The sequence below is a fragment of the Actinoplanes sp. NPDC021490 genome (assembly GCF_055562135.1).
Genome location: NZ_JBVHFW010000001.1, coordinates 878,560 through 898,903, shown reverse-complemented (window position 1 = coordinate 898,903; position 20,344 = coordinate 878,560). Strand labels below are relative to the sequence as shown.

Genomic DNA, 20,344 nt, shown 5'->3' with positions numbered 1-20,344 from the left:
GTTACAAAGGTTATGGCACAATCGTGTTTTTTAACTGGACGGGGGCAGCCATGATCGTCGCGATCGTCGCCTGCGAGATCGGCTTCTGGGTTCTGCTCGTCGCCGGGCTGGCCGCGCGCTACCTGCTGAAGGCACGGGCCCTCAGCGCGGCCCTGCTCGTGTCGGTGCCGCTGGTCGACGTGGCGCTGCTGGCCTTCTCGGTGTTCGACCTGCGGCGCGGCGGCGAGGCCGAACTGGCGCATGCGCTCGCCGCCGTCTATCTGGGCGTGTCGGTCGCGTTCGGCCATCGCATGCTGAGCTGGGCCGACCAGCGGTTCGCCCACCGTTTCGCGGGCGGGCCGCCGCCGGTCAAGCCACCCCGGGGCGGCCGCGAACACGCCGCGTACGAGCGCCGCATGTGGCTTCGGCACCTTCTCGCGTACGGGATCGCGGGTCTGATCCTCGGCCTTTTCGCGTTGCTAGTCGGCGATCCGAGCCGGACCAGCGGGCTGTGGGGCGTGGTCTGGGTGTGGACGATCGTGCTGGTCATCGACGGGATCGTCGCGTTCAGCTACACGTTCGTGCGCCGGCCCATCTCGCCGGCGAAGGACCGCTGAGCTTCCTGCATGATCCGCAGTTCCTCCGGGTCTTCGAAAGCGGTCAGATCGGGTTCCGCGAGGTGCGTCTGCACCCACCAGATGTTGCCGACCGGATCGCGCAGGCGTCCGCCGCGGTCGCCGACGATGCGCGAGGTGAAAGGCTCGGTCACCACCGCGGCCCCGGCCCCGACCGCCCGCGCGAACGTCTCGTCGACATCCTCCACATAGACCGACAACAATGCTGGCATATCCGGCCAATCCGGATCCGCATCGAACGCCATCACCACCGAATTGCCGATAGTGACTTCGGAGTGACCGATTGTTCCGTCCGGATTGAACACTTTCCGGGCGGGCTCGGTCACGAAAGCCGCCTCGACGAAAGCGAGGAACCGCTCGGCCCCCTTGGCTGCCACATAGGGAGTCACCGCGTGCTTACCCTCGGGAATCTTCATGGACCGAGTATTGCCGCTGTAGCGGTCATTTTCCGACCGCTGTTGCCTTCCGGGTCGCGGTGCGCCAATGTGTTCCGAGCAATCTTCCGTGCAGGCGGCGAAAGGGACGCTCGTGAATCGGCTCTGGAGCCGGGTTTCGGTACGCGCCGTGTCGGTCGGACTACTGGTGGCGGGCCTCATCGGGGGCATCTACCTGGGCCAGGACTGGCAATCCGAGCCCGTCGAGACGTCGATCGCCAACGCCGCGCAGGCCGACCTCGACATGCGGCTGCTCAAGCAGCACCAGAGCCAGAACGCCGCCGCCCGGGCCTGGCAGCGTCAGGCCGAGGGCGCCGCCGCCGCCAAGGCCGCCACCGCCGCCCGGGCCGCCGCCGGCCGGGCCCACAAACTCGAGACGAAGGTGGCCGCCCAGAAGAAGGCCGCCGCCGAGCGCAAGAAGGAGGAGGCGAGCGGCCCCGTCCCGTACAGCGGCCCGATTCCGTCCTCCTGCAACGAATACTCCGGAAGCCGCAAAATCGGCTGCGCCCTGATGCTCGACAAGGGCTTCCCGATCGCCGAGTTCCCCTGTCTCGACAAGCTGTGGAAGCACGAGAGCGGCTGGAACTACAAGGCCGAAAACAAGAGCTCGGGCGCGTACGGAATCCCGCAGGCCCTGCCCGGAAAGAAAATGGCCTCGGCCGGCGACGACTGGAAGACCAACCCGGCCACGCAGATCAAGTGGGGCCTGGGCTACGTGAAGGGCCGCTACGACACCCCGTGCGGGGCGTGGGGCCACTTCCAGGACAACGGCAACTACTGAATCGCCTCATCTCAGGGCTCCCGGTTGACTTGTCGCAATCCTTGTCTCACTATCTTGGGACAAGACTTGCGACAAGCCGGGAGGCAGTCATGCCGCGGAAGGTGCGTCCGACAGAGCTCGAGATAGCCCGTCTGTGGCTGGCCGCGCGCGGCCTGGCCGACGTCACGCCGACACCGATGCTGGCGGCGCGCCTGTCGGTGCGGCGACGCGCGCGGGTGGCCGCGGCCCTCCTCCCGGCCGCGTTCCTCTGCGCAACCGCCCTCGTCTACGTCTCCGCCCTGCCGATCCGCCCTACGGATGACGGGTTCGGGACGCAGGGGCGCGCGGCACTGGTGGCGCTGACTGCCCTGGTGGCCGGGTTGGTGCTGGGTCTGTCGCTGGTGGACCGGTGGGTGCGCCGGGTCGACCAGCAGGCCGGCGCGGAGTTGCCGCGACGGGCGACCCATTCCGTACGGCCCGGCTGGCGAACCGTGCTCGGCGTGCCGCGGGCCGCGCTGCTGGCGGTCACGTACGCGGGCGCCGCAGTGCTGGCGATCGCGGCCTTGACCATGCGGGACGGCGCCGAAAGATACGCGGCGGTCATCCTGCTCATCGGCCTGTGCGGGGTCGCGGTCGGTACGGCCGTCCAACTGCGCCACGTGCTCACCCACCCGGTGGTGGCCGACGACGAGGGCACGCTGAAGGCCGACTTCCTCATGCGTGTCGAGGACGCCCGCGAGGTGGCCGTACCGACCGTGGTGTGGTCCTTGCCGGTCGTTTCGGTGTTCGACACCGGGCTCGATCCGTGGAACACGGGCTGGCTCGTCTTCATCGTCCTGAGCGTCATCGCGCTGGCTCTGATCACGGCCGGGCAGGCGCGGGGTGTCCTGGCCGCCCAGCACGGCCCCGACGCTCGGTGAACCGCATGATCGTCATCGACTCGGCCTCGCCCGTCCCGCCGTTCGAGCAACTCCGCGCCCAGCTGGCCGGGCAGATCCAGGAACGCACGCTGGCCGTGGGCACTCGGCTGCCGACCATCCGCCGCCTGGCCGCGGACCTCGGCTTGGCGGTCAACACGGTCGGCCGGGCCTACCGGGAGTTGGAGGAGGCGGGGCTGATCGAGACCCGCGGCGCGGCCGGCTCCTTCGTGTCCGCGGCCGGCGAGCAGGGACGCGAACGCGCCCGCCGCGCCGCCGCCGAGTACGCCGCCGTCATCGCCGCAATCGGCATCGACACCACCGAGGCCGTCCGCATCGTCCAGGCGGCGCTGACCCGGGGCGTTCCCGAGGCCAGCTGAACGAGTTCAGCGTGTGCCGCCGAAGGCCGCGGGGACCAGGTCCGCCCGAGGTTCGCCGCTTGCACCGGCAAAGCCAAAACCACGCTCTACCGCAGATGGGCGACGAAAGAGGACCTCGTCCTGGCCGCGCTCCGAGCCGCCGGCCGGCCACCGGAATCCGATCAGCTGCCGGATCTCGGCTCCCTCCGATCGGACCTGCTGGCGATGGTCGACTCTCCGTGGCTCGGCGGACCCGACCGGCGACTCGCGATCTTCGCCGGCCTGGTCCCGGCCACCCGCACGTCGCAGCGGCTGGCCGACGCCGTACGCACGGAAGTGATCGACCCGTACGTCGAGGTCTACCGCCGCCTGCTGCACCGCGCGATCGACAGGGGCGAGGTCTCCGCCAACTTCGCGGCGAGCGTCCCGGTCCTGGCCGAGGTGATCCCCGCGATGAGTACGCACCGCCTGAGCGCCGGCCGCGGACCGGTGCGTCGAGACTTCTTCGTCTCGGTGGTGGACGACGTCGTGCTCGCCGCCCCTCCACTTACCGGCGCGGTGAGCCGCCGGCCCGTTCAGACCTGGAAGCCGACGACCAGCGCCCGCAGTTCCTCGCTCGTGCGGGCCAGATCGTCGGTGCTACGCCGGGAAGCCGCGACCGCCGACGCCGTGACTCCCGCCGACGACGCCACACCGGCGATGTTCGTCGCGATCTCGGAGCTGCTGTCGGCCACCTCGGCGACGCTGCGACCCATCTCGCCGGCCGTCGCGGTCTGCTCCTCGACCGCGGCCGCGATCACCGTCTGCAGGTCGCTGATCCGCCTCACCAAGTTGCCGATCCCGTCGACCGCGACCCCCGCCGCCTCGCCGGCCCCCTTGGCGATCTCTTCGATGGCGAGTGTCATCTCAGAGCTGCCGGCTTTCAGCGTACGAACGTTGCGGGACACATTCGCGGCGGCGTGCGAGACAACCTCGGCCCGCGCGTCGGTCGCCGTGCTCGAAGCGTCAATCTGCGCGGACACTTCCGCCAGTCCCTTCGCCGCGTCGGCCAGCGTCACGGCGTGCCCGTTGATGGCGGCAACGGTGCCGCCGAGGGACGCCGCGGTCCGGTCGAGCGCCTCACCGAGCACCCCAGCTCGTCCTTGCGGCGCAGTCCGACCCGGGTAGTGAGGTCGCCGCCCGCCAGCCGGTTGAGGGCGCCGACGACGACAGCCAGCGGCCGGACCACGGAACGCGTCACCAACACGCCCATGATCACGGCAAGCAACACGGCAAGAAACAGCGCACCACCGAGCACCCGTACGCCGGTGTCACGCACCCGCTCCACTTCGGCCTGCAATGCCGTCACCCGGCCGTCGACCGACTTCTCCAACTCCGCCGTGATGTCGAGCACCACACCGTACGAGGTGGGCGCATCACCGCCGTTGATGCCGGCCATCGCCTTGGCCCGCGCCGACCGGGTGTCCTGCGCCAGCCAGCCCATGACGGTGTCATCCCACCGAAAGAAGTCGTCCCAGGCCGGCCCCAGCTTGGCGAAGACCGCCTTCTCGCTCTCGGTCATCGCATTGACGTCCGATGGTCTTGTCGGCAGCTGAAGCGCTCTAGCTCCACTGAGAAGCGAGCGCTGCGCAGGCCGACCACCCACCAAGCGCAACACGCCGCACCGTGGGGTTTCAGGGGGCTCGGCCCCCTGAGCCGGAATACCGAAACGGCCCCCTGTTCGCGCTTTCCGCGAACAGGGGGCCGCCATACCGTGGAGGTGCCGGGAATCGAACCCGGGTCCTTCGTCGCTTTGTCAGGGCTTCTCCGAGCGCAGCTCACTGTGCCTCTACTCGGCCCCTGGAATCACGTGAGCAAGTTCCTGTGACGGGCCCAGTCGCTGATTAATCTCGCCGCAAGGTCCCCGCGACCGGGACCTGTTGGCCAACCTCCTAGCTGATGCCGGAAATCCGGGACGGAGGTACTCCCGGTCCGACAGATTTAGCTACTCGCCTCAGGCGGCGAGTGCGAAATCGTTGCGCTTAGTATCGGCGCTTATTGTTTTCCGACGACCGATTCTCGAGACGACGTCGGCTTCCTCGGCTCGCTTCCCCTGTCTCCACATTCGAAGTCGAAACCAGTCACCCCCTGGTCAAAACACAACTGTGCCATCCTACCTGACGCTGCAGGAACCGCCCAAGGCATTACAGCCCGACGGGCGGACCTTGCCCCGGGCGCTCGCCGACGTCTGGAAGCCGAACGAGGCGCGGGCGCCGGGGGCCAGCGTTCCGCCCTTGAAAACGATGCTGTCGCCCTGTTGATTCCCGCGGGCGTTCCACACGCCGCGCAGCGAGAGGTTGCGCAGGCCGGAGTGGCTGACCGTGACCTGCCACTCGACGGGGCGGTCGCCCTCGTTGACGACCCGGACGGCCGCGACGTAGCCCTCGTCCCAGCTTGCGCCGACCGTGAGCGTGGCTTCGATGTCGACCCGAGGGGCGGGTGGCTTCGTCGTCTTGGTCACCGCGGGCTTGGAGGTGCGACGCGGGGCCGGCTTGGTGGTGGTGCGCTCGGGAGACGGCGTACGGGATGGGGAAGCGGACGGCGTGGGCGCAACCACAGGCGAGGGCGGCGCGAGGGTGGCCCGGGTCACGGACGGCAGCACCACTGTGGGGGCCTTGGACGCCTCGGCCGGCCCGACGGCCCGCGCCGCGATCCAGACGACCAGGAGCACCAGGATCGCGACGGCGAAACTGAGGATGAACCTGGCCGTCCCGAACACGCGGACGGAGTGCTTGGCTGCCAACTTGCGTCCTCCCCCAAATGAGCCGGCGGGGAAGACTACCTGTCAGCCCATGCCCTTGGCACGCCGGCCGAGGGAGCGGTTGATCTCCTTCTGGGCGTCACGACTGGCCAGGTCCTGGCGCTTGTCGTAGCTCTTCTTGCCCTTGGCCAGGCCGATTTCGACCTTGGCGTACCCGTTGTGGAAATAGACCTGGAGGGGCACCAGCGTCACGCCGTCGTCGCGCAGCTTGTTGCGCATCTTGGCGATCTCTTCGCGGTTCAGCAGCAGCTTGCGTACGCGCCGAGGCTCGTGGTTGGTCCAGGTGCCCTGGGTGTATTCCGGGATGTGCATCCCGTGGAGGAAGATCTCGCCGTTGTGCTCGTGGCCGAACGCGTCGACCAGCGAGGCCCGCCCGGCCCGCAACGACTTGACCTCGGTGCCGGTGAGCACCATGCCCGCCTCGTACGTGTCGGAGACGGCGTAGTCGTGGTAGGCCTTGCGGTTGGAGGCGACGACCTTGCGACCTTGTTCGCGTGGCATGTCGCCGGAACCCCCTGTGAATGAGTGATGGAACGCCGCAATGTTACTCGGGGTTCAACACAGACAGGGCGGCAGATAGTTCAGCGGATTGCGAGGCGATCCGTTGAAGCGGGTCTCGAAGTGCAGATGGTTGCCGGTGGAGGCGCCAGTTGTGCCGACCAGCCCGATGACCTCGCCGCGGCGTACGTGCTCGCCGACGTCGACGAGGAACGCCGATTGATGGCCGTAGCAGGTCTGGAAGCCGACGCCGCTGATCCGTCCGTGGCTGATGCAGGTGTAGCGGCCGTAGCCGCCGGCCCAGCCGGCCCGGATCACGCGGCCCGCGGCGGCCGCGCGGATGGGGGTGCCGCCGCCCGCCGCGATGTCCATGCCGGCGTGCAGTTGCCACACCCGGTAGTACGGGTCGTATCGCCATCCGTAGTCGCTGGATTTCCAGCCGTTGACCGGCATGAGCAGCCGGCCACCGCCGTACCGGCCTTCGCCGGACTTGGCCGAGTAGCCGCGCAGGGCCGCCTCGATCCGGGCCTCCTCGGCCTTGGCCGCCCGATACTGGGCGAGCACGGTCGCGCGCTGGGCGTTGGCCGACTGGAGCGCGGCCGCCCGGGTCCGGGCCAGCTGGGCGAGGGCCTCGCGGGCCTGTACGGCGGCGGCCTGGGCGGATCGCGCGGCGTTCAGGCGGTCGCGGGCGTCGGCCTCGGCGTCCTCGGCGGCGCGCTTGGCCAGTCCGGCCCGGTCCTGTTCCGTACGGGCCTCGCGCCGCGCCTCCACCAGCACGGCGACGTCCCGCTGCTGGCTGCGCATGATCTGGTCGACGATGCTGAGCCGGTCCATCATGTCGGCCGGGCCGCTCGCGTCGACGAGCACGTTGAGCCGCACGATGTCGCTGCCCATGTAGGTGGCGGTGGCGATCTCGTCGACCCGGTCGCGAGCGGCCGAGACCTGGTCCCGCGCGTTCTGGAAACGCCCAGCGACCTTCGCGTACGCCTCCCGGGCCGCCTTGGCCTTGCGGTCGGCCGTCTTGGAGGCGGCCAGTGCGGCGGCCACCGCCCCGCGTGAGGTGGCGACCTTCTTCTGCGCGGCGGGCATCGCAGCCGTTGCCGTCTCGAGCCGCCGGGCGGCCGCGCGGGCGACGTCGGTGGCGTGTTCGAGGACGGCCTCGGCGCGCTGCACGGCCCGGCCGGCGCGCTTGGCGGCGTCGTCGCCCGGGTCGGCCCGGGCCGGGTGTGGCGCGAGGAGCAGGGCAGCGCAAACCAGCAGAAGGGCACTCTTCCGGCTATGTCGGCGTTTGGACCACACGAGAGCACCGTAACGCGCCCTAACCGGTCTTAACTCCTAAAACGCCCAACGGCCGCATCCTCGCGTGGAGGATGCGGCCGTGGTGTGAGTTCAGCGGCGCGGGCGTCAGACCTTCAGGTAGAAGCGCAGCGTCACCCAGGCGGTGACCGCGCTGACCAGGGCGCCGACGCCGGCGAGCAGCGGCAGCATAAGCCACACGTTGCCGTTGTCGATCGGCGTCAGGATGGTCGTGAGCGCCTGAAGCTTGTTGTCGAACAGCACGATCTTGCTGATGAACAGGGCGACGAAGCCCAGCAGCGCGCCGATGAGACCGGCGACCACCGCCTCGAGCACGAACGGCGCCTGGATGAACCAGTTCGACGCACCCACCAGCTTCATGACGGCGACCTCGCGCCGCTTGCTGTACGCGGCGACCTGGATGGTGTTTCCCACGAGGAGCAGCGCGGCCAACGCCATCACCCCCGCGACCACCAGCGCACCGACCTGGATGGCGTTGAAGATGTTGAACACGCGGTCGAGCAGCGCACGCTGGTCGATGATGTCCTGGATCCCCTGCATGCCCTTCATCTGATCGGTGAAGGTCTTGTACGTCTCGGGATTCTTCAGCTTCACCCGGAACGACTCGGGCAGGCTGTTCGGGCCGACCGAGTTGACGAACTCGGGCGAGTCCTTCCAGAGCTGCTTGAACCGCTCCAGCGCCTGCTCGCGAGTCTCGTACGTGCGGTCGGCGACCAGGGGGTTGGACGCGATCGCCGATTCGATCTGCTGACGCTGGCCGTCGGTGACGTCCGTGCGCAGGAAGATCGAGACCTCGATCTCGCCGTAGTAGTAGTTCTTCATCTGGTCGACCTGCATATACAGCAGCACGCTAGCGCCCAGCATGGTCAGCGAGACCGACATGGTGATGATCATGGCGACCGTCATCGTGACGTTTCGCCACAGGCCCACCAGGACCTCGTTGAGGACGTACTTCAAGCGCATCGGGGGGTTCCTTCCGGGACTCCGCGCAATTCTTCTTCAGTCGGGGGTGGAGGCGGAGCTCAGCCGTAGACGCCGCGAGCCTGGTCGCGCACGATGCGGCCACTCTCGATCTCGATGACGCGCCGGCGCATCTGGTTGACGATGTTGGAGTCGTGCGTGACCATCACGACCGTCGTGCCGGTCCGGTTGATCCGGTCGAGCAGTCGCATGATCTCGATCGACGTGTCGGGGTCGAGGTTTCCGGTGGGCTCGTCGGCCAGCAGGATCAGCGGGCGGTTGACGAAAGCCCGGGCAACCGCGACACGCTGCTGCTCACCACCGGAGAGCTCGTGCGGGTAGCGGTGCTCCTTGCCACCCAGGCCGACCAGCTCGAGAACCTCGGGCACGACCCGCCGGGACACGGCCTTGGTCTTGCCGATGACCTCCAGGGCGAAGGCCACGTTCTCGTACGCGGTGCGGTTGGGCAGCAGGCGGAAGTCCTGGAACACGCAGCCGATCGAGCGGCGGAAGTGGGGAATCTTCCAGGAGCGGATCGAGGTCACGTCCTTGGCGTTGACCATCACCTTGCCCTGGGTCGGAGCGACCTCGTGCAGGAGAAGCTTGATGATCGTCGACTTGCCGGAACCGGAGGGGCCGATGAAGAAGACGAACTCACCCTTCTCGATCCCGACGCTGACCTCGTCCAGCGACGGGCGAGACGCCTTGGGGTACGTCTTCGTCACGTTCTCGAGCTGAATCACGGGAACGGAGTCTACGCGGTGTAACGAAAACGCCAACCCCGCCGGGTCCGCCATTCTGCGCATCTGGTGAAGAAACCTGGCCGCCGGGCGGCGCCGGCCCACCGTTCGTCCGGGGGCCGTCGCCGTCCGTAAACGATCTTGCCGGACGTTACGCCGAAGCGGCCTTCTCGGTCTGCTTGCGCCACCGGATGCCGGCCTGGATGAAATCGTCGAGGTCGCCGTCGAAAACGTTCGTCGGGTTGCCCGTCTCCTGCTCAGTGCGCAGATCCTTGACCATCTGATAGGGGTGCAGCACGTACGAGCGCATCTGGTCGCCCCAGGATCCGGTGGTGTCGTGCTTGAGGCCGGCCATCTTGGCCTCCTCCTCCTGGCGCTTGCGCTCGAGCAGCCGGGCCTGGAGCACGCGCATGGCCGAGGCCTTGTTCTGAAGTTGCGACTTTTCGTTCTGGCACGTGACGACGATGCCCGTCGGAATGTGCGTGAGGCGCACAGCGGAGTCGGTGGTGTTAACGCTCTGTCCACCAGGACCCGACGAACGGTAGACGTCGGTGCGGAGCTCGTTGTCCGGAATGTCGATGTGGTCGGTCTGCGCGACCACGGGCATCACCTCGACACCGGCGAAGCTCGTCTGGCGGCGGCCCTGGTTGTCGAACGGGCTGATCCGCACCAGCCGGTGAGTGCCCGATTCCACACTCAAGGTCCCATAGGCGTACGGGACCTTGACCGCAAAGGTGGCCGACTTGAGCCCGGCCTCCTCGGCGTAGGACGTCTCGTACACCTCGGTGGGATAGCCGTGCCGCTCCGCCCAGCGCAGGTACATCCGCATGAGCATCTCGGCGAAGTCGGCCGCGTCCACGCCGCCGGCGCCGGCCCGGATGGCCACCACTGCCTCGCGGGAGTCGTATTCACCGGACAGCAGGGTGCGCACCTCCATCTCCTCGACCGCCTTGGTCAGGCCCACGAGTTCCTGGCCGACCTCTTCGAGGGAATCGGCGTCGTCCTCGGACTGGGAAAGTTCGAGAAGGGTGCTGGTGTCGTCGAGCCGCGAGCGCAGGCGCTCCAGCTTGCTGATCTCACCGGAGATATAGGAGAGGCGACTGTTGACCTCTTGCGCGCGGGCCTGGTCGTCCCACAGGTCCGGCGCGGAGGCCTGCTCCTCGAGATCCGCCTTGTCCCGTCGCAGCTTGTCGACGTCCAGGACGTTCTCGATGTTGCGCAGGGTGGCGTCGAGTGTCTTGAGTTGCTCGGGATAGTCGGCAGCAGTCACGACAGTCAAGACTACGCCGCCCCGGCCAGATAGCTGGTCGGGGCGGGCACAGTGTCAGTCGTCAGCCGGCCGGAGCGATCTTGAGCCAGCTGAGCGCGGCCTTGTGATAGGCAACGGCGAACTCGAGGGCCGCGGCGCCGTACTGGTCGCCCGCCTTCTTCGCTTCCTTCGCCTGCTCCTTGGCCATCGCCATGGCCTCGGAATGGTACTCACTGGCCCCGGTGTACAGGGTTTGCAGCTGATTGCCGCTGTGTTGCTCGCCGAAGGCGACCCGCAGCGCGATCGGGTTGCGCAGGGCGTCCCGGCCGGCCGGCTCGGCAAGCCACCGGCTGAAGGCTCGCTTGCCGGCGGCGGTGATGGCGTAGGGCTGGCTGGATCTGGGACCGGGCTTGCCGAGACGGACGTATCCCATTTCGGCGAGAACCGGCAATTCGCGGTAGACCTGGCTCCGCGTCATCGACCAGTATGGCCCGAGGCGGCGTTCGGCAGCCGCCATAAGCTGACCGCCGGTCATCGGCCCCTCGTGAAGCAGGCCGAGCAGAGCGGCAGCCGTGGGATTGATTTGAGAGTCGGGCATGCCTTCTAAGCTGCCACTTTGTCGCGCCGACGTCCAGGATTTCGCCCGATCCGTCCAGTTTGCGTCTCCACAAGCGACTGTCCCGCACAGACAGTCCGACCACGAGGGTCGAGACGGCGCGTTCTGCCGAAAATCTGGGTCTTGACCAGCTAAAATGGCCCTAGCCAAACGGTCAGACGGCGATGCCGGGCAGGAAACGGTCGAAACTGGGACAGACAGCTGCTCCGGAACGCCTACGTTCCCAACAAATACGACAATCGACTCCGTTTTGCCGTCTCAGGGCCCGTCCGGCCCCGCGGGCGAGCCGCGTACCCTGAGCCTCATGTCTGAACAGGAGGTCGCACCGGCCCCCAAACCGGCCGCTGCCGCCTCGTCGAACGGGTTCCTGCTGGCCGCCCTCACTCTCATCTGGATGGGCGCCATGCTGTGGTCGGCGCGGGCCACCATCACCGGCCGGGCCGAGGCCGAGATGGAAGTGACCTCCACGGCGTACGCGTTGCCCGGCGCCATCTCGGCCAGCCTTGTCACCGGGTCCACCGTGGCCCTCGCGGTCCTGGCCCTGCTGAGCCGGCGCGGCGAGCTCGGCGCCACCACCCGGTTCGCCATCACCACCGGCAGCGGCCTGCTCATCGGCGTGCTCGGCGCGCTGACCATCATCACGATCAACACCGAGGGCTGGCTGTACGCGGTGGTCGGCGGGACGGTGGCCGCGGCCGCGACGATCGGCGGGGCTCTGGCCGGGTTCCGCATCCCCCGGGTGGTGAACGCGGTCGGCTGGGCCTCCGTGGTGGTCTTCGCCGTCGGCTTCGTGCTCAACCTGTTCCAGGGCCCGCTGCTCGACGCCCTCAGCTCCGGCTCGGCGAGCTCCCGGGCCGATGCGAACCAGTGGATCTCGTACGGTCAGGGCGTGCTCAGCGGTCTCGCCGCGGGTGTGGTGTCCTACCTGGTGCTGCGCCGCGACCGCCGCAAGTCGGACGGGCTGGACGTGCCGTGGCCGCTCTACGGGCTGGCCGGCGCTGGAGCGGGCCTGCTGCTCGTGATCGGCGAGATCCTCACGCGTACGGCGGGCAACCGGGTCCTCGATCTGGCCGGGCGGGTCAGCGAGCTCGAACTCGTGGTGCAGCAGATGCTCAGCGGGGCCCGGCTCAACAGCGCCCTGATCGTCCTGTTCGTCGGCGCGATCAGCGCGACGATCGCCGTGGGCCGCACGATCAGCCCCGCTCCGGAGGACGACGAGGCGGAGGCCCATCCGTCGAGCGCCGGCTAGATCAGCTCGTCCAGCTCGGTCACCGCGTACCACTCCAACTCGTGATCCTCGGCGCTGTCGACGGTGAACTGCGCGTCGGGATCGCCCGCGGCCGCCTCGTCGACCACCTCGGCTGCCGCCGCCACCGCCTCGGAGGCATCCGCCCCGTCGACGTAAATCGCGGCGACCTCCTTGATCGACACAGGCTGTGGAAGCCGGACGGTGCTCGAGCCGAGTTCGACATCCTCGCGAACCAGCGCCGTGGACGGCACGTCGGCCGAGACCACGACGCGCCGGCGCGGCGCCTTCGGGTCGAGGCGAAGCAGGTGGAGCGCGCCCTGGGCGGCCCGGGTGAAGGCGACGTACTCCAGCTCCTCCTCGTCGCCCTCCGCATACCACTCGCGGAGCGCGGGAGTGACGGCGTGCGCCTCCACCGGCCCGGCCCCCAGATGCCCGTCGGCGCGCAGGGCGGCCAGCATCGGCACGGTGGCCGGCACGTAGACCCGGACCAGCTCGGTGATCGGCACATCTCCTCCTGCGGTTGGACCGTCCCCGTAGTACACCGCCGAGGCGGCGCCGGGAAGGCCCATTCCACCAGGCGTGTCCGAATCGTGCCTCGCCGGGTCGCCGCCCCTGTGGATAACCCTGGACTGTGGATAACCCGACGCCTCCCCCTCCCGCGCAGTAGGGTCAGCGCGCTTTTCCCTTGGGTGGGCGGGGGAGGCGGCGGCACTCCGAAAAGATCAGGATTCCGCGACAGGCGGACAGGCGCGCAGGCAGAGCAAGCAGGCGGGGCAATCAGCAACCGCACGCGTCGGGCGTGGCCGGACCGTCGCCTGTGGCTGCAGCGGCCAGCGCGGCGGGGGCGAAGCTCAGAGCGGCCGGGGCGAAGTTCAGGGCGGCCGCGACCGTGAGGGGCCCGGCGGGGGCCACGCGCGGGTCGGCCGGGGCGGCGACGTCGCCGGCCGGGGTGCGTACGGGGAAGCCCTCGCGAATCCAGTACTCGATGCCGCCGATCATCTCCTTGACCTGGTAGCCCGCCCGCGACAGAGCGAGCGCAGCCCGGGTGGCGCCGTTGCATCCCGGGCCCCAGCAGTACGTCACCACGGGCACGGCCGGGTCGAGGAGCTCGGCCGCGCGGGCCGGGATGTCGGCGGTCGGCAGGTGCAGCGCACCGGCGATGTGGGCCTGGTCCCAGGATGCCCGTGACCGCGAGTCGAGGAGCACGAACCCGGGCTCCCCGCTCGCCATGGCCGTACGGACGTCGGCCACGTCGGTCTGGAAAGTGAGCAGCGCCTCGAAAAAGGAAGTCATGGCACATCACGCTAGGTGGGCGAGCCCCGGCGATACATGGTCATTCCCCGGCGCTGCTGGCGTACGGCCGGGGAAAGGCGCTTAGATGACCGGCATGACCACGGATTTCGCGCTGGACCGGACGGACTGGCAGTTGCTGAGCGAGCTGCAGAAGGACGGCCGCTCGTCGTACGCCGAACTCGCCCGTGCCGTTGCGATGTCTCCCAGCGCCGTCGCGGAGCGGATCCGGCGGCTCGAGGAGGCCGGCGTGATCGCGGGCTACCGGGCGGCGCTCGATCCCGAACGGCTCGGTCTGCACGTGATGGCCTTCGTTCGCCTTCGATACCCGACCGGTAACTATCGGCCGTTCCACGCGTTGCTCGACTCGACTCCCGAGATCGTCGAGGCGCACCACGTCACCGGCGACGACTGCTTCGTGCTCAAGGTTCTGACCCGCTCGATGCGCCACCTCGAGGAGGTCACCGGGCGCATCTCGGGTCTGGGTGCGGTCACCACCAGCGTGGTCTACTCGAGCCCACTCACTGGGCGGGCGATCGCGCCGCCGCAGTGAAACGGTGGCAAACTGAGGCAACCGTACGCGATCACGAGGAGGAACGATCATGGCCGAGCCGCGCTTCCTCCCGTTGCCCGACGTCGCCACCGAGCTGAACGTCTCAGAGTCGCAGGTCTACCACATGGTGCGCAGCGGCGAACTGCCCGCGATCAAGATCGGTGGCCGCGGCCAGTGGCGTGTCGAGCGCGCCCGCCTCGAGCAGTACATCGAGGAGAAGTACGCGGAGACGGCCGCCTGGGTGGCACAGAATCCGCTGAACGCGCCGGATCCCGAATAGCCGCGCCCGATTCATCCGTCTTCCCGCCTGGTCCAGATCGATCTCCGTCCACGTTGACCGCCCGAGCGCGCCTTCTTCAGAATCGCTGTCACAGGCAAACGAAGGCAAACGAAGGAATCGAGGCGATGTGGCGATGCAAAGGACGCTCGAGGCAACCCGAACCGGGCCCCAGTCCGTGATCAGCCTTCGTCCCACCCCGCGCTGCGAGCCACCCTTCGACGACGAGCTGGAGCCCACCGTCTGGGCCACGGCCCAGCAGCTCGCCCTCAACTGGCCGTCGGCGCACGAGCCGGCCGTCCCGGGCGAGGAACCACCGCCGATGCCGCGGCACTCGCCGATCGCCGGGGCCTCGACGGACGCCAAGCACGCCGTGCGGCGCTTCGTGCAGACGTGTGTCGAGGTGCTCAACGGTCATCGTCCGGCCGCCCACCTGCGCCGGCTCTCGCGCCCGATGGAGGCGTCGGCGGTCGTGGCCCAGGGCATGGCGGCCGCGCATCGGGTCGCCGACCTACGCCGGGGGCGCCGAAAACAGCACCGGGCCTCCCCCGTCGCCGTCATCCACGTGCGCCTGTGCGAGCCGCGCCCAGGCGCCGTGGAGGCCGCGGTGGCGCTGCTCACCGGCGAACGCACGTGGGCGTTGGCGCTGCGGCTGGAGCTGCACGAGGACGCGTGGCGCGCCACCGCCCTGCGGCTCATCTGACCGAAGACTCCCGGGGCGCCTGCCGACCACGCCCGGCAGTGGGCGTCCCGGGCCAAGCAAAAGCCAAAGCGAAAGCCCGCCTGCAGGCTCGCAGGCGGGCTTTGGCCGAGGAACTATCAGGCTGCTCCGGGAGCTCCGTGGCAGCGCTTGTACTTCTTGCCCGAGCCGCAGTAGCACGGCGCGTTGCGCGACGGGCCGTTGGACTCGGCCTGCCCGACCTGGGCCGACCGGCGGCCCGTGTGCGCCGGACCGGCCGGCACCGGGGAGCCGCCCGGGCCGATGCCCAGCGCCGGAGCCTGCTGCTGCTGGTCGCGCTGGATCACCGGGGAACCCTCGCCCGCCTCACCGTCGATGGCCGGCGCGGTGTACTGCAGGTTCCGCGGACGGCCCTCGCCGCCGAGGCCCTTGGCCCGCACCTCGACCCGGTCGGAGTCGGCCTCGTTGTCGGAGTCGTCGGAGGTCATCACGCCACCGGCCGGCAGGGGCACTGCCTTGCTCGGGTCGACGGTGACCGTCGGCTGCTCCTGCACCTGGACCTCCAGGTTGAACAGGAACCCGACCGCCTCCTCCTTGATGCCCTCCATCATCTGGTTGAACATGTCGAAGCCCTCGCGCTGGTACTCCACGACCGGGTCGCGCTGGGCGTACGCCCGCAGGTTGATGCCTTCCTGCAGGTAGTCCATCTCGTAGAGGTGCTCGCGCCACTTGCGGTCGATGACGCTGAGCAGCACCTGACGCTCGAGCTCGCGCAGGGCCTCGGCCCCGAGCTCCTCCTCGCGGGCCGCGTACGACCCTTCGGCGTCCTTCTTCAGCTGCGCGGTCAGGAACTCCTGGTCGAGAGCCTGCCGCTCGCCGCCGACCTCCTCGAGCAGGTCGTCGATCGTGACCGTGACCGGGTAGAGCCGCTTGAGGTTGGTCCAGAGCTGCTCGAGATCCCAGTCCTCGGCGTAGCCCTCGCCGGTCGCCGCCAGCACGTAGTCGCTGACCACGTCGCCGATCATGTTTTCGACCTGGTCGTGCATGTCCTCGCCGTCGAGAACCCGCTTGCGCTCGGCGTAGATCACCTGGCGCTGCTTGTTCATGACCTCGTCGTACTTGAGGACGTTCTTGCGGATCTCGGCGTTCTGACCCTCGATCTGGGTCTGGGCGCTGCGGATCTGCCGGGTCACCATCTTGGACTCGATCGGCACGTCGTCCGGGATGTTGAACCGCTCCATGACGGCCTCGACGGCGCCCGCGCGGAACCGCTTCATCAGGTCGTCCTGCAGCGACAGGTAGAACCGGGACTCGCCCGGGTCGCCCTGCCGGCCGGAACGACCGCGCAGCTGGTTGTCGATGCGGCGGGAGTCGTGCCGCTCGGTGCCCAGGACGTAGAGCCCGCCGGCGGCCTGAACCTCGGCCGCCTCTTCCTCGCAGGCGTCCTTCCACACCGGGAGGACCTCTTCGAGCGCCTTCGCGTACTCCTCCGGGTTCTCCTCCGGGTCGAGGCCGCGCTGGGCGAGCTCGTTGGCCGCCAGGAACTCGGGGTTGCCGCCGAGCAGGATGTCGGTGCCGCGGCCGGCCATGTTGGTGGCGACCGTGACCCCGCCCTTGCGGCCGGCCTGCGCGATGATCGTGGCTTCCTGCGCGTGGAACTTCGCGTTCAGCACGCTGTGCGGGATGCCCCGGCGGCGCAGCAACTGCGAGAGGATCTCAGAGTTTTCCACCGAGACCGTGCCGACGAGAACGGGCTGGCCGGTGGCGTGCCGCTCGGCGATGTCCTCGATGACCGCGTCGAACTTGGCCTTCTCGGTCTTGTAGATGACATCCGGGTGGTCGATGCGGATCATCGGCCGGTGGGTCGGGATGCTCACGACGCCGACCTTGTAGACCTTGTTGAACTCGCCGGCCTCGGTCTGCGCCGTACCGGTCATGCCGCCGAGCTTCTCGTAGAGCCGGAAGTAGTTCTGCAGCGTGATGGTGGCCAGGGTCTGGTTCTCCTGCTTGACCTCCACGCCCTCCTTGGCCTCGATGGCCTGGTGCATGCCCTCGTTGTAGCGGCGGCCGTGCAGGATGCGACCGGTGAACTCGTCGACGATGAGGACTTCGCCGCCCTCGTCGACGATGTAGTCCTTGTCGCGCTTGTAGAGCTCCTTGGCCTTGATGGCGTTGTTCAGGTAGCCCACCAGCGGGGTGTTCACCGACTCGTAGAGGTTGTCGATGCCCAGGCGGTCCTCGACCCGGCCGACACCGCGCTCGGTGATCGAGACGGTGCGCTTGGCCTCGTCGACCTCGTAGTCGCCCTCGCCGTCCTTGCCGCGCTGAAGCCGGCCGACGATCGCGGCGAACTCGCCGTACCACCGCTGCGAGTGCTCGGCCGGGCCGGAGATGATCAGCGGGGTGCGTGCCTCGTCGATGAGGATCGAGTCCACCTCGTCGACGATCGCGAAGTTGTGCCCGCGCTGCACCAGCTCGTCCTTCGACCACGCCATGTTGTCGCGCAGGTAGTCGAAGCCGAACTCGTTGTTGGTGCCGTACGTGATGTCACACAGGTACGCCTCGCGGTGCTCGGCCGACGGCCGGTTCGGCAGGATCACGCCGACGGTGAGGCCGAGGAACACGTGCACCCGGCCGACCCAGTGGGCGTCGCGCTGGGCGAGGTAGTCGTTGACCGTGATGATGTGCACGCCCTTGCCACTCAACGCGTTGAGATAGGCCGGGAACACACCGGTCAGGGTCTTGCCCTCACCGGTCTTCATCTCGGGAATGTTGCCGAAGTGCAGCGCCGCACCACCCATGAGCTGCACGTCGTAAGCCCGCTGGCCGAGCACCCGCTTGGCGCCCTCACGGGCCACCGCGAACGCTTCGGGCAGCAGCGAGTCGAGCGACTCACCGTCCTCGTAGCGTTCTTTGAACTGCTGGGTGCACTCGCGCAACTCCTCATCGGTCAGGTCGACATAGTCGTCCTCGATCGAATTGACCGCGTCCGCGATCGCTTTGAGCCGGCGCACCATGCGGCCTTCGCCGGCACGTAGGACCTTTTCCAATATCGACACGGGTCAGCGCTCCCCTAGACAGTCTGCCGAACCATCGTAGGCACCCTTCGGCAGAAGCTGTGACCCGAGCCTCCGGTTAACCGCACAAATGGTGTGAAACTTCGCATCAAGTTCGCTGAGAGCGGAGCACTTCGGGCAGGATGACCCGGGAACAGGAGAGGGCGTGACCATCACACAGATCAACGGTACGGGGGTACGCCTCCGGGCGTTTCGCGCCGACGACGCCGACGGGCTCGCCGCCGGGTTCAACGATCCGCTCACGCAACGCTTCCTCCCACAGATGCCGGAACCCTTCACGACCGCACACGCCGAGCGTTACATCGCCGAGCGCGTCGTGGCCACCCTTGCCGAAGGCGGCGTGCTGTATGCGATTGCCGACCCGGAGACCGACGAACTTCTCGGCGGCATCGGATTCGACAAGGTGGTGCCCGCCCGCGGCCAGGCCGAGGTCGGTTACTGGGTCGGTCCCTGGGCGCGCCGCCGCGGAATCGCCTCGGCCGCCTTGCGGTCCCTGAGCGCGCACGCCCTGAGCCACGGCCTCCAGCGCCTCGAACTGCTCACCCACTGGGACAACCCGATCAGTCAACGAGTCGCCCTCGCTGCCGGTTACACCCGCGAGGGGGTACGCCGGGGCGCGCAGCCCGGCCGCGACGGCGACCGCGAGGACATGGTGGTCTTCACCCGGCTCGCCGCGGACTCCGGCCGTCCCCCGCCGCGCCTGCTGCCCGACCTGCCCGGCGGCGAACTCACCGACGGCGTCGTGCGCCTGCGCCCGCTCGGCGCCGGCGACACGGATTTCCTGGCCGAACTGCTCGGGCAGCCCGACGTGATAGCCACCAGCGTGCCCCCGGTCACGCCGACACCGCAGGTCATCCACCGCCGGTGCTTCTGGGCCGAGGCGCACTGGCTCGCCGGCACCCGCGCCGATCTGGTGATCGAGGACGCGGCGACCGGTGCGCCGGCGGGCGACATCGGGTTGTACTACGAGGACCCGCACACGCAGCAGGCCATGATCGGCTACAGCATGCTGCCCGCGTACCGGGGGAAGGGTTTTCCGACCCGGGCCGCGCAGCTGCTGTCGCTGTGGGTCTTCGCCGAGACCGACGTGGCCCGGCTCGTCGCCGGCGCGATGCCGACCAACGCCGGCTCGCAGCGGGTGCTCGAGAAGGCGGGATTTCACCAGGAGGCGTTCCTGCGCTCGCGACTGCCCGGCCCGGACGGGACGCGCGTCGACGACGTGCAGTTCGTCCTCCTCGCCGAGGACCTTCTGACCGAAGGCCCTCGGCTTGATGGGTGACTAACCCGTGGTCTCCAGCGACAGGATTCCGTAGTCGTAGCCGCGGCGGCGATAGACGACGCTCGGGCGGCCGCTGTCCTTGTCGAGGAAAAGGTAGAAGTCGTGGCCGACGAGCTCCATCTGGAAGAGGGCGTCGTCGACAGTCATCGGGTCAGCGGGATGCTCTTTTTCCCGTACGATCCGCCACGGCTGATCCTCGTCGTGTTCCGCGAGGGCGGTGGCTACCGGTGACGTGTCCTCGGCCGCCTGTGCGGCCAGGCTGAGGTCGGTGGGCAGGCCGGCGGTGGCCGCCGCCACCGAGCGGGGCGTGTGACGCCCCCGATGGACCCGGCGCCGGTCGGCGGAACGCCGCAGCCGGCCGTCGAGCTTGGTGATGGCGAGATCCAGAGCTGCGTAGAAGTCCTTGGCGCAGGCTTCGGCCCGAATGACCGGGCCTCTGGTCATGACGGTGATCTCGACGCGCTGGCACGTGTCGGCCTGGCGCGGATTGCGTTCATGGAACAGCTCGACGTCGGCCCGGATCAGCTTCTGGTCGTAACGCTCGACCTTGCTCAGCTTGTCGGCGACGTGTTCCCGATAATGGTCGGGAACCTCTACGTTGCGGCCCTTGACGACAATGTCCACTCGTGACCTCCCCCAACGTTCCTGTTTTGCAGACGCCCCTGCGAAGGGTGCG

At 68.7% G+C, this 20,344-nt stretch carries 23 protein-coding genes, 1 other RNA gene and 1 pseudogene; 10 read left to right on the top strand and 15 right to left on the bottom strand.

From position 1 onward, the window contains the following. Positions 1-50 precede the first annotated feature (50 nt). Positions 51-596, top strand: coding sequence for a hypothetical protein (locus tag ACZ3I4_RS04225; protein WP_465380362.1), 546 nt, complete (start codon positions 51-53; stop codon positions 594-596). On the opposite strand, the gene ACZ3I4_RS04220 is transcribed toward ACZ3I4_RS04225, so the two are convergent. Next, entirely contained in the window at positions 551-1,030 is a 480-nt protein-coding gene (locus ACZ3I4_RS04220) for a VOC family protein (RefSeq protein ID WP_465380361.1), read from the bottom strand. The genes ACZ3I4_RS04225 and ACZ3I4_RS04220 overlap by 46 nt on opposite strands. Positions 1,031-1,142: 112 nt before the next feature. On the opposite strand from ACZ3I4_RS04220, the gene ACZ3I4_RS04215 reads away from it, so the two are divergent. The 4 genes and pseudogenes from ACZ3I4_RS04215 to ACZ3I4_RS04200 all read left to right on the top strand — a co-directional run. Further along, positions 1,143-1,829 (top strand): aggregation-promoting factor C-terminal-like domain-containing protein, encoded by a 687-nt coding sequence (locus ACZ3I4_RS04215; RefSeq protein ID WP_465380360.1) that lies wholly within the window; start codon positions 1,143-1,145, stop codon positions 1,827-1,829. A gap of 89 nt (positions 1,830-1,918) precedes the next feature. Beyond that, positions 1,919-2,728 carry a hypothetical protein gene (locus tag ACZ3I4_RS04210; RefSeq protein ID WP_465380359.1) on the top strand — a complete coding sequence of 270 codons (810 nt, stop codon included), beginning with the start codon at positions 1,919-1,921 and terminating at the stop codon, positions 2,726-2,728. Positions 2,729-2,733: 5 nt separating this feature from the next. Beyond that, the gene (locus ACZ3I4_RS04205) at positions 2,734-3,105 is read left to right on the top strand and encodes a GntR family transcriptional regulator (RefSeq protein ID WP_465380358.1); all 372 of its coding nucleotides are present in this window, start codon (positions 2,734-2,736) and stop codon (positions 3,103-3,105) included. Between the two features lie 120 nt (positions 3,106-3,225). Further along, positions 3,226-3,600: pseudogene (locus ACZ3I4_RS04200) on the top strand (TetR-like C-terminal domain-containing protein); the annotation flags it as partial. Between the two features lie 59 nt (positions 3,601-3,659). On the opposite strand, the gene ACZ3I4_RS04195 reads toward ACZ3I4_RS04200, so the two are convergent. The 10 genes from ACZ3I4_RS04195 to ACZ3I4_RS04150 form a co-directional block, all read right to left on the bottom strand. After that, positions 3,660-4,214, bottom strand: coding sequence for a hypothetical protein (locus tag ACZ3I4_RS04195; RefSeq protein ID WP_465380357.1), 555 nt, complete (start codon positions 4,212-4,214; stop codon positions 3,660-3,662). Further along, positions 4,139-4,645, bottom strand: a complete 507-nt coding sequence (locus tag ACZ3I4_RS04190; protein ID WP_465380356.1) for a HAMP domain-containing protein — start codon at positions 4,643-4,645, stop codon at positions 4,139-4,141. The genes ACZ3I4_RS04195 and ACZ3I4_RS04190 overlap by 76 nt, the downstream gene beginning before the upstream one ends. 190 nt (positions 4,646-4,835) lie before the next feature. Next, positions 4,836-5,212: a transfer-messenger RNA gene (gene ssrA / locus ACZ3I4_RS04185) on the bottom strand. A 24-nt stretch (positions 5,213-5,236) separates the two neighbouring features. Continuing rightward, positions 5,237-5,866: a cellulose binding domain-containing protein gene (locus ACZ3I4_RS04180; protein WP_465380355.1), complete on the bottom strand. Its 630-nt coding sequence runs from the start codon at positions 5,864-5,866 to the stop codon at positions 5,237-5,239. Positions 5,867-5,908: 42 nt separating this feature from the next. After that, positions 5,909-6,385, bottom strand: a complete 477-nt coding sequence (gene smpB / locus ACZ3I4_RS04175; protein WP_465380354.1) for an SsrA-binding protein SmpB — start codon at positions 6,383-6,385, stop codon at positions 5,909-5,911. Between the two features lie 54 nt (positions 6,386-6,439). Further along, the gene (locus tag ACZ3I4_RS04170; protein WP_465380353.1) at positions 6,440-7,681 is read right to left on the bottom strand and encodes a M23 family metallopeptidase; all 1,242 of its coding nucleotides are present in this window, start codon (positions 7,679-7,681) and stop codon (positions 6,440-6,442) included. 105 nt (positions 7,682-7,786) lie between these two features. Then, positions 7,787-8,662 carry a permease-like cell division protein FtsX gene (ftsX, locus tag ACZ3I4_RS04165; protein WP_465380352.1) on the bottom strand — a complete coding sequence of 292 codons (876 nt, stop codon included), beginning with the start codon at positions 8,660-8,662 and terminating at the stop codon, positions 7,787-7,789. 59 nt (positions 8,663-8,721) lie between these two features. Then, complete coding sequence (gene ftsE / locus ACZ3I4_RS04160) at positions 8,722-9,402, bottom strand: cell division ATP-binding protein FtsE (protein ID WP_465380351.1); 681 nt, start codon at positions 9,400-9,402, stop codon at positions 8,722-8,724. Positions 9,403-9,550: 148 nt separating this feature from the next. After that, positions 9,551-10,669 carry a peptide chain release factor 2 gene (prfB, locus tag ACZ3I4_RS04155; RefSeq protein ID WP_465380350.1) on the bottom strand — a complete coding sequence of 373 codons (1,119 nt, stop codon included), beginning with the start codon at positions 10,667-10,669 and terminating at the stop codon, positions 9,551-9,553. Positions 10,670-10,730: 61 nt separating this feature from the next. Then, entirely contained in the window at positions 10,731-11,246 is a 516-nt protein-coding gene (locus ACZ3I4_RS04150) for a PadR family transcriptional regulator (RefSeq protein WP_465380349.1), read from the bottom strand. Positions 11,247-11,568: 322 nt separating this feature from the next. On the opposite strand from ACZ3I4_RS04150, the gene ACZ3I4_RS04145 reads away from it, so the two are divergent. Beyond that, positions 11,569-12,513: a hypothetical protein gene (locus ACZ3I4_RS04145; protein WP_465380348.1), complete on the top strand. Its 945-nt coding sequence runs from the start codon at positions 11,569-11,571 to the stop codon at positions 12,511-12,513. Here the strand turns inward: ACZ3I4_RS04145 and ACZ3I4_RS04140 are convergent. Next, the gene (locus ACZ3I4_RS04140; protein WP_465380460.1) at positions 12,510-12,971 is read right to left on the bottom strand and encodes a DUF6912 family protein; all 462 of its coding nucleotides are present in this window, start codon (positions 12,969-12,971) and stop codon (positions 12,510-12,512) included. The genes ACZ3I4_RS04145 and ACZ3I4_RS04140 overlap by 4 nt on opposite strands. A gap of 319 nt (positions 12,972-13,290) precedes the next feature. After that, on the bottom strand, positions 13,291-13,806 hold the full coding sequence (locus ACZ3I4_RS04135) for a rhodanese-like domain-containing protein (RefSeq protein ID WP_465380347.1): 516 nt from the start codon (positions 13,804-13,806) through the stop codon (positions 13,291-13,293). A 94-nt stretch (positions 13,807-13,900) separates the two neighbouring features. On the opposite strand from ACZ3I4_RS04135, the gene ACZ3I4_RS04130 reads away from it, so the two are divergent. The 3 genes from ACZ3I4_RS04130 (at position 13,901) to ACZ3I4_RS04120 (ending at position 15,336) form a co-directional block, all read left to right on the top strand. After that, on the top strand, positions 13,901-14,356 hold the full coding sequence (locus tag ACZ3I4_RS04130) for an Lrp/AsnC family transcriptional regulator (RefSeq protein ID WP_465380346.1): 456 nt from the start codon (positions 13,901-13,903) through the stop codon (positions 14,354-14,356). 49 nt (positions 14,357-14,405) lie between these two features. Next, positions 14,406-14,636: a helix-turn-helix transcriptional regulator gene (locus ACZ3I4_RS04125; RefSeq protein ID WP_465380345.1), complete on the top strand. Its 231-nt coding sequence runs from the start codon at positions 14,406-14,408 to the stop codon at positions 14,634-14,636. Positions 14,637-14,811: 175 nt separating this feature from the next. Continuing rightward, positions 14,812-15,336, top strand: coding sequence for an Rv3235 family protein (locus ACZ3I4_RS04120; RefSeq protein WP_465380344.1), 525 nt, complete (start codon positions 14,812-14,814; stop codon positions 15,334-15,336). Between the two features lie 116 nt (positions 15,337-15,452). Here ACZ3I4_RS04120 and secA read toward each other — a convergent pair whose 3' ends face one another. Then, positions 15,453-18,371, bottom strand: coding sequence for a preprotein translocase subunit SecA (secA, locus tag ACZ3I4_RS04115; protein WP_465380343.1), 2,919 nt, complete (start codon positions 18,369-18,371; stop codon positions 15,453-15,455). Positions 18,372-18,534: 163 nt separating this feature from the next. On the opposite strand from secA, the gene ACZ3I4_RS04110 reads away from it, so the two are divergent. Continuing rightward, positions 18,535-19,668, top strand: a complete 1,134-nt coding sequence (locus ACZ3I4_RS04110) for a GNAT family N-acetyltransferase (RefSeq protein WP_465380342.1) — start codon at positions 18,535-18,537, stop codon at positions 19,666-19,668. On the opposite strand, the gene hpf is transcribed toward ACZ3I4_RS04110, so the two are convergent. Then, a complete protein-coding gene (gene hpf, locus ACZ3I4_RS04105; RefSeq protein ID WP_465380341.1) occupies positions 19,669-20,292 on the bottom strand; it encodes a ribosome hibernation-promoting factor, HPF/YfiA family in 624 nt (207 codons plus the stop codon). Positions 20,293-20,344 lie beyond the last annotated feature (52 nt).